6 protein-coding genes are annotated in these 7,204 nt (G+C 42.0%); 3 read left to right on the forward strand and 3 right to left on the reverse strand.

The genetic code is table 11. The features are described 5' to 3' along the window. Positions 1 to 25 precede the first annotated feature (25 nt). The 3 genes from AB6D07_RS22180 to AB6D07_RS22190 form a co-directional block, all read right to left on the reverse strand. Entirely contained in the window at positions 26 to 670 is a 645-nt protein-coding gene (locus AB6D07_RS22180; protein ID WP_372140754.1) for a porin family protein, read from the reverse strand. Between the two features lie 177 nt (positions 671 to 847). After that, a complete protein-coding gene (locus AB6D07_RS22185; RefSeq protein WP_017102676.1) occupies positions 848 to 2,545 on the reverse strand; it encodes an ATP-binding protein in 1,698 nt (565 codons plus the stop codon). Between the two features lies 1 nt (position 2,546). Continuing rightward, on the reverse strand, positions 2,547 to 3,089 hold the full coding sequence (locus AB6D07_RS22190; protein WP_017096742.1) for a heme NO-binding domain-containing protein: 543 nt from the start codon (positions 3,087 to 3,089) through the stop codon (positions 2,547 to 2,549). 324 nt (positions 3,090 to 3,413) lie between these two features. Here AB6D07_RS22190 and AB6D07_RS22195 point away from each other — a divergent pair, with 324 nt between their 5' ends. From AB6D07_RS22195 to AB6D07_RS22205, 3 genes are all read left to right on the forward strand, one after another. Beyond that, on the forward strand, positions 3,414 to 4,013 hold the full coding sequence (locus AB6D07_RS22195; RefSeq protein WP_009847034.1) for a CoA pyrophosphatase: 600 nt from the start codon (positions 3,414 to 3,416) through the stop codon (positions 4,011 to 4,013). A 309-nt stretch (positions 4,014 to 4,322) separates the two neighbouring features. Then, positions 4,323 to 5,576 (forward strand): aromatic amino acid transport family protein, encoded by a 1,254-nt coding sequence (locus AB6D07_RS22200; RefSeq protein WP_009847035.1) that lies wholly within the window; start codon positions 4,323 to 4,325, stop codon positions 5,574 to 5,576. 120 nt (positions 5,577 to 5,696) lie between these two features. Next, a complete protein-coding gene (locus AB6D07_RS22205) occupies positions 5,697 to 7,058 on the forward strand; it encodes an L-serine ammonia-lyase (protein WP_009847036.1) in 1,362 nt (453 codons plus the stop codon). Positions 7,059 to 7,204: the final 146 nt, after the last annotated feature.

Raw genomic sequence — 7,204 nt, forward strand, 5'->3', positions numbered from 1 at the left:
TGATCTTATTCTTCGTGCTGAAAGATTAGAATGCGGTGTTCATGACACGCTTACAGAATGTGTATGTCGTCGCCAAATAGAATGAGCCTAGTGTGTGAACGTTAGATAACTCTTTGTTCTTTTCATCTTTCACTTTGATATCAGCTGCTTCCCAATCAATACCTGCACGTAATGCTAGAGCTGGTGCAGCAGGAATTGCATACTCTACGCCCACCCCCATTTTTATACCAGATACGGTTGATGACTTAGTCGCAAAGTATTTATTATTACCACTGTTTTCAATTTCTGAATTTAAAAAGCTATAACCTAAAAGTGCATAAGGTCGAAGACCAATATCGAACGTATAACCAACATTCGCAGCAACGCTAATTGAACTAAAATCTGTTGTGAATGCTTTTGAACTGCCTACTTTTGTTGTAGACGTTCCATATTTAGTATATTGGCCTTCGATACCAATAATACGGTTGATCTGATAACCGGCAATGAGTTTATAAGAAGGTGATTCAGTTTCAGTTGTTGTGGTTTTGCGAGTTATGGCCTTACCAAAACCACCATCATCAAGTTCAGTTGAACCAGCTCCTACTCCGATATAGAAACCATTTGGGTCTTTTTGTGCAGCCACTGCAGATAAAGGTGCAATTAGAGCAAGCGTCACTATCATTTTTTTCATATCGAATCCATTTTTATAGTTTTTCAAACCTCCTTAATATAATTAATAAAAGCGACCAATAAAGTAAGTGAACGTATAGCATTGTCAGCTCACTTGTTACATTGACAATATACTCAAGACATTAGAACCAACCCAGTCACGTTGCATGTTCACTCACTACAAAGGCAATGATATTTATTAGCCCCACTTATTCAGCATTATCACTAAGTCGTTAGCGGTATAGGGTTTACTCAATATATCGTCCATACCAGATTCAAAACACAACTCTCGCTCTTCTTTTGTCGTACCAGCGGTTAATGCAATAATTGGTTGGCTATATCCTGAACTTCGCAGTTTCTTCGTCGCTTCAAAACCATCCATGACTGGCATCCGGCAATCCATAAACACAATGTCATACTCATTATTCGACGCTAATTCCAACCCTTCTATACCATTACCGGCAATCGCTGGCTCTATTTCGTATTTGCGTAGCATTTGTTGGATGATGATCTGGTTCATCTTAATATCATCAACCACCAGCACTTTAAGCAATGTCAATTCAACCTCAGACTCAAAACCTTTGGCGACACTATCGCGCTCAGCCAGTGTATCGACAACTTGAAGAGGGAGTGAAATGGTAAATGTCGTACCCGAACCAACAATACTGCTCACCTCAATATCTCCCCTCATTAACGCAGCTAGCTTGCGACAAATCGCTAAACCAAGCCCTGTCCCTTCGTAATTTCGGCTACTTGAGTTATCGGCCTGTGTAAAAGGTTCAAACAGTGTCTTAATAGCAGATTGAGCAATACCAACGCCACTATCCTCAACAGAAAAAATAAATTGGTCGTTAAGCCATTTTATCTCTACGCTCACATGGCCTTGATCGGTGAATTTAATTGCATTGCCGATTAAGTTCACGAACAATTGAGTAATACGCTCTAAGTCACCGTAGAAGTGACTGGGTACCCCATCGGTTACATTGACATCAAACTGGATCTGCTTTTCAATCGCTCGATTGGTAAAAATACTATCAATGGTATTTTTCAAATCTTGGAGTGCAAATGTTTTGGGAATTAATTCCAGCATACCCGCATTGATTTTACTGTAATCGAGAAGGTCATTAATGATGGTTCTAAGAAACTCACCGGATTGGCTCAAGTTATTCACGATCTCACGTTGAGAACTGCTCAGTTCGGTGTCGCTTATCAACTCCGCACTACCAAGAAGACCATTGAGTGGGGTTCTCAATTCATGGTTAATCATGGCGACAAAGTCACGCGTTGCCCTTTCGGACTCTTCCGCTCGTTTACGTGATTCTATATTTCGGTTAATCGCAAGTTGATGAGTTAACGCACTGCAGATAAGGTCCGTCACTAACAACAGTTGGCTTTGGATGAATTCGTAGTCTTGATCTAACAACCTGACCTGAACGATTAACGCGCCCACAATCACTTTTTCGACCTCTAATGGCACGGTAAGCAAGCAACCTTGCCAATGAGGTTCTTGAATGTCTTTCTCTATTACCTCGACTGTTTCATCACCATAGTCATGGGTTTGTAACTGAGGGATTAGATTGGGGGGTAACACCAAGCGACTGGCTTCAATTAGATAACTGTTAGTTACACTCGCCGTCAATTGGGACAACATCACGTCATCGAGATCACTCCTCAGAAACGCGCGTCCGAAATCAATCAACAGGTTGTCGATTTGTTCTTGGAATTCGATCCGTCGAATATTCGCATTTGAACGCTTTTCTAATTGGCGCAACGCAAGTTCAAGCTGTTGATTGGCCTCAAACAGTTCGAGACTCTTTTGCTCCAACAAGGCTTCAGCCGCTTTCCGTGCTGCTATTTGACGTTTCAGTTTTTTCTCTTGGGCAGATGCCAGATCCATATCACTTTTCTACTTTGAGATTAAACCTAACCACACTTTGGTCATCATTCTGAGGTGTCATTTCTACCACGATGGTTTCACCATGATAGTCAGCACACCCCTCGATTAATCCCAAACAAACGTGAGACATACATCGTGCGCTTTTATAGTCAAAAACAAGTTGCGCTTCGGTCGTGGTGATAAAGCTAAATTGTGGAGGCTCAGCATCTGGGTAGAGCTTCTTCACTTCTACGTGAATGTAACGCTCTACGTGCTGAATAAATTGAAAAGTGGTGTTGCTATGGGCGAGGCTCGCTTTATTCGGTAATGAGGCCAGTAAGTTCTTAAAAACCGATTGTCCAAAAACACGTTGCAGGCTCGCTGCATCAATATCGGTTTTCTTACTCAAGTTTATAATCAATCGAACAAGATCTTTGTGGTCGTAACTTCCGACTGATGTGTAGATCCCTTCATCTTCTGACATCTCTAGAACTTCTTCCAAAAGCTCTAACCCAAACTTGTCTTCAACAAGCTCTAAAAATTCGGTGAATATGATTCCTTTCATTTCATACCTTTTCTTCTATTTCTTTTTAGAATGGTCCACTAAGTCATTGTTATCAAATTCTTAAACAGAAAATGTACGTTTCATCACCCAATTTATGACATGGATAACGCTTACTAGTAGAAGTACACATATTCAAATATAGCAAAATCCGTCACTCTTAGAAGATTGGGAACATTTACCTTGAAAAACGCCGCTACCCAGTCCCTTCTTATTTCCAGTTATTGCCGGTACTAACGGAGGAAAGTGAAGGCAAATTCGAAATTGGTAATCAACACACGGTTATGACTATACTTAAAATCATAATAATCAATATATTGGCTTTATATGAACAAAGACAACTTCCTTCAACAATTCCAGCTCAACTCTACCGTTGGCTATCACCCAGAATCCGTTGAGCGCGTTTCACATATCAATGACGATCAATTGCGTAAAGCAGCAGTGGTAGTCGGCTTAGTGGAACGAGAGGATGGTTTACATGTTATTTTTACGAAAAGAGCCGCTCATTTAAAACATCACCCTGGTCAAATCAGCTTTCCAGGAGGGAAACACGAACTCTCCGATCCTTCTATGCAATTCACCGCACTTAGAGAACTTCACGAAGAGGTCGGAATTCGATCGGATCAGGTTAAAATTGTTGGGCAATTACCTACTTTGAGTACCATTAGTAAATTTTTAGTTACACCGATTGTTGTAGTGGTCGATTCGGACTATAAACCCATCATCGATGAGAACGAAGTTGCTTCGATTTTTGAGGTGCCCGCCACCTATGTTTTAGACCAAGCCAAGTTACACAGCCACACTGTTAACTTAAAAAAAATCAAGCATCGTGTTTTTGCCATGCCCTTCCAAGAGCACCTAATTTGGGGCGTTACGGCTCAAATCATCCAATCACTGCAGCAACACGTAGTGCAACAAATTACATAGAAACTACGTTTTGTTTAATCCTTGTTAACAAACACAGCCTTTTCCATGGAACAGATTTATTAATCCAATTTTACGCAAACGTTTCCCTGGTATAATTCTGTACAACCCCGCCTTTCACATAAGATAAACTAATAGCACGCATGAGCATAAATCACCTGTGGCACGCTATTTTCGTGATCAAAAATCCGTTTTTCGCATATCATGTGACACGCCGTTTCATTACATGATTTAGATCTATTTTTTGTAGAAGAAAATTCTGCAGAATTAGCCCCGACTTATTTCCTGTTCCCAAAAAATGAGTAATTTAACATGAACACAACAACTTCTTCGGCAAATGCCGTTACAGATACAAGCAAGTTTAACTATAAAGATTTCACCTGGTGTCTATCACTATTCGGTACAGCAGTTGGCGCTGGTGTACTATTCCTTCCAATCAAAGCTGGTGCGGGTGGTTTTTGGCCACTAGTTATCCTAGCTTTAATCGCGGCACCAATGACTTGGTTCGCACACAAATCTCTAGCTCGTTTCGTACTGTCTTCTAAGAACCCAGAAGCAGATATTACAGACACAGTTGAAGAACACTTCGGTAAGACTGGCGCGAACCTTATTACTTTCGCTTACTTTTTCGCTATCTACCCAATCGTTCTTATCTACGGTGTTGGTATCACAAACACGGTTGACTCTTTCCTAGTAAACCAAATGGGCATGGAATCTATTCCTCGTCCTCTTCTTTCTGGTGCACTTATCCTTGCTATGACAGCAGGTGTTGTATTCGGTAAAGAGCTGATGCTTAAAGCAACTTCAGCAATGGTTTACCCACTAGTATTCATCCTACTAGCATTGTCTTTCTACCTAGTTCCTGATTGGAACACTTCAATGATGGAAACAAGCCCAGAATGGTCAGCAATGCCTTCTATTATCTGGCTTGCGATTCCAATCATCGTGTTCTCTTTCAACCACAGCCCAATCATTTCACAGTTCTCTAAAGAGCAACGTCGTGTATACGGTGAAGACGCGGTTAAGAAAACTGACGCGATCACTGGTGGCGCAGCAATGATGCTGATGGGTTTTGTAATGTTCTTCGTTTTCTCTGTAGTACTTTCTCTATCTCCAGAGCAACTAGCAACAGCGCAATCTCAAAACATCTCTGTACTTTCTTACCTAGCTAACGTTCACGAGTCTCCACTTATCTCTTACATGGGTCCTCTAGTAGCGTTCGCAGCAATCACTTCTAGCTACTTCGGTCACTTCCTAGGTGCTCATGAAGGTCTTGTTGGTCTAATCAAGTCTCGCTCTGGTTCTTCAATCAGCACGATTGAGAAAGCTTCTCTAGCGTTCATCGTTGTTACAACTTGGATTGTTGCGGTAGTTAACCCAAGCATCCTAGGCATGATTGAAACAATGGGTGCTCCAATGATTGCAGCTATCCTGTTCCTAATGCCTGTATTCGCAATGAACAAAGTACCAGCTATGGCTAAGTACAAAACTTCAGCACCTGTGCAAATCTTTACAGCTTTATGTGGTCTAGCGGCTATTAGTTCTGTAATCTACGGCGCTCTTTAATCTCAAGCCCTTTTTATAAGATGACATTCATCTTATATGGCGAGGTTAGACAAAAAATATAATGATAATAAATGAGCCTCCCTACTCCCCTTGGGAGGCTCTCTTTTTGAGGTAATCGCTATGATTAGTGTATTTGATATCTATAAAATCGGTGTTGGTCCATCGAGCTCACATACAGTTGGACCAATGAAAGCGGGTAAAGAATTTATTGATGACCTACGTTCAATGGGAAAATTGCGCGACATCACTAAAATCACCGTGGACGTATATGGATCACTATCACTGACAGGGAAAGGTCACCACACAGATATCGCAATCATCATGGGTCTTGCTGGCAATACTCCTGAGCGTGTTGATATCGATTCTATTGCAGGCTTCATTGCTCGAGTAGAAGAAACTGAACGTCTACCTGTCGGTATGCACTGTCATACTGTTTCGTTCCCTCGCGACGGCGGAATGAACTTCCACACTAGCAACCTTTCTCTTCACGAGAATGGCATGAGCATTCATGCTTGGGTTGATGACGAAGTCGCATATTCAAAAACGTATTACTCAATTGGTGGTGGTTTCATCGTTGACGAAGAGAACTTCGGCAAAGAAGAAGAAAACCCAATTAAAGCACCTTACGAATTCACAACAGCGGAAGAGCTGGTTAATCAGTGTAAAGAAAGTGGTCTTTCTATCAGTACACTGGTTATGAAAAACCAAGCGGCTTTCCACTCAGACGAAGAGTCTCGCACTTACTTCGCTAACATCTGGAAAACGATGCGTGAGTGTATGGATCGCGGTATGAATACTGAAGGTATCCTGCCTGGTCCACTACGTGTACCTCGTCGTGCAGCAGCACTTCGCCAACAACTGATCACGTCAGAAAAAACAACTAACGATCCAATGACGGTTGTTGACTGGGTGAACATGTTTGCTTTCGCAGTAAACGAAGAGAACGCAGCGGGCGGTCGTGTAGTAACGGCACCAACAAACGGCGCATGTGGCATCATCCCTGCTGTATTGGCTTACTACGATAAGTTCATCCAAACGGTTACAGAGAAAGACTACATCCGTTACTTCGCAGCTTCTGGCGCGATCGGGGGTCTTTACAAGCGTAACGCTTCTATCTCTGGTGCTGAAGTTGGCTGTCAGGGTGAAGTTGGTGTGGCGTGTTCTATGGCTGCTGCTGGTCTTGCTGAGCTTATGGGTGGTAGCCCAGAGCAAGTATGTATGGCTGCAGAAATTGGCATGGAGCACAACCTAGGTCTAACGTGTGACCCAGTTGCTGGCCAAGTACAAGTTCCATGTATCGAGCGTAACGGTATTGCTGCAGTTAAAGCAATCAACTCAACTCGTATGGCACTTCGTCGTTCTTCTGCTCCGACTGTTTCTCTAGATAAAGTTATCGAAACAATGCTAGAAACAGGTAAAGACATGAACGCTAAATACCGTGAGACTTCTCAAGGTGGTTTGGCAGTTAAGGTTGTTTGTTAATCATTTCTGAATTAATAAACCGATAATAAAAAAGGAACGCCGATGCGTTCCTTTTTTTGTATCTTAAGCTTTTGTCGCTGAAACTTGGTGACTAGGGCGTGTTGATCTTTCGAGCTGATTTTTGCAGCGAGTTGCTGGGTATTTAT

It is taken from the genome of Vibrio sp. 10N.239.312.C11 (assembly GCF_041466065.1).
GTDB classification, from domain to species: domain Bacteria; phylum Pseudomonadota; class Gammaproteobacteria; order Enterobacterales; family Vibrionaceae; genus Vibrio; species Vibrio tasmaniensis_A.

Excerpts from the sequence above, each read along its gene's own strand:
- AB6D07_RS22185 (WP_017102676.1), bottom strand. The coding sequence starts at position 2,545 with ATGGATCTGGCATCTGCCCAAGAGAAAAAACTGAAACGTCAAATAGCA.
- AB6D07_RS22200 (WP_009847035.1), top strand. The coding sequence starts at position 4,323 with ATGAACACAACAACTTCTTCGGCAAATGCCGTTACAGATACAAGCAAG.
- AB6D07_RS22195 (WP_009847034.1), top strand. The coding sequence starts at position 3,414 with ATGAACAAAGACAACTTCCTTCAACAATTCCAGCTCAACTCTACCGTT.
- AB6D07_RS22180 (WP_372140754.1), bottom strand. The coding sequence starts at position 670 with ATGAAAAAAATGATAGTGACGCTTGCTCTAATTGCACCTTTATCTGCA.
- AB6D07_RS22190 (WP_017096742.1), bottom strand. The coding sequence starts at position 3,089 with ATGAAAGGAATCATATTCACCGAATTTTTAGAGCTTGTTGAAGACAAG.
- AB6D07_RS22205 (WP_009847036.1), top strand. The coding sequence starts at position 5,697 with ATGATTAGTGTATTTGATATCTATAAAATCGGTGTTGGTCCATCGAGC.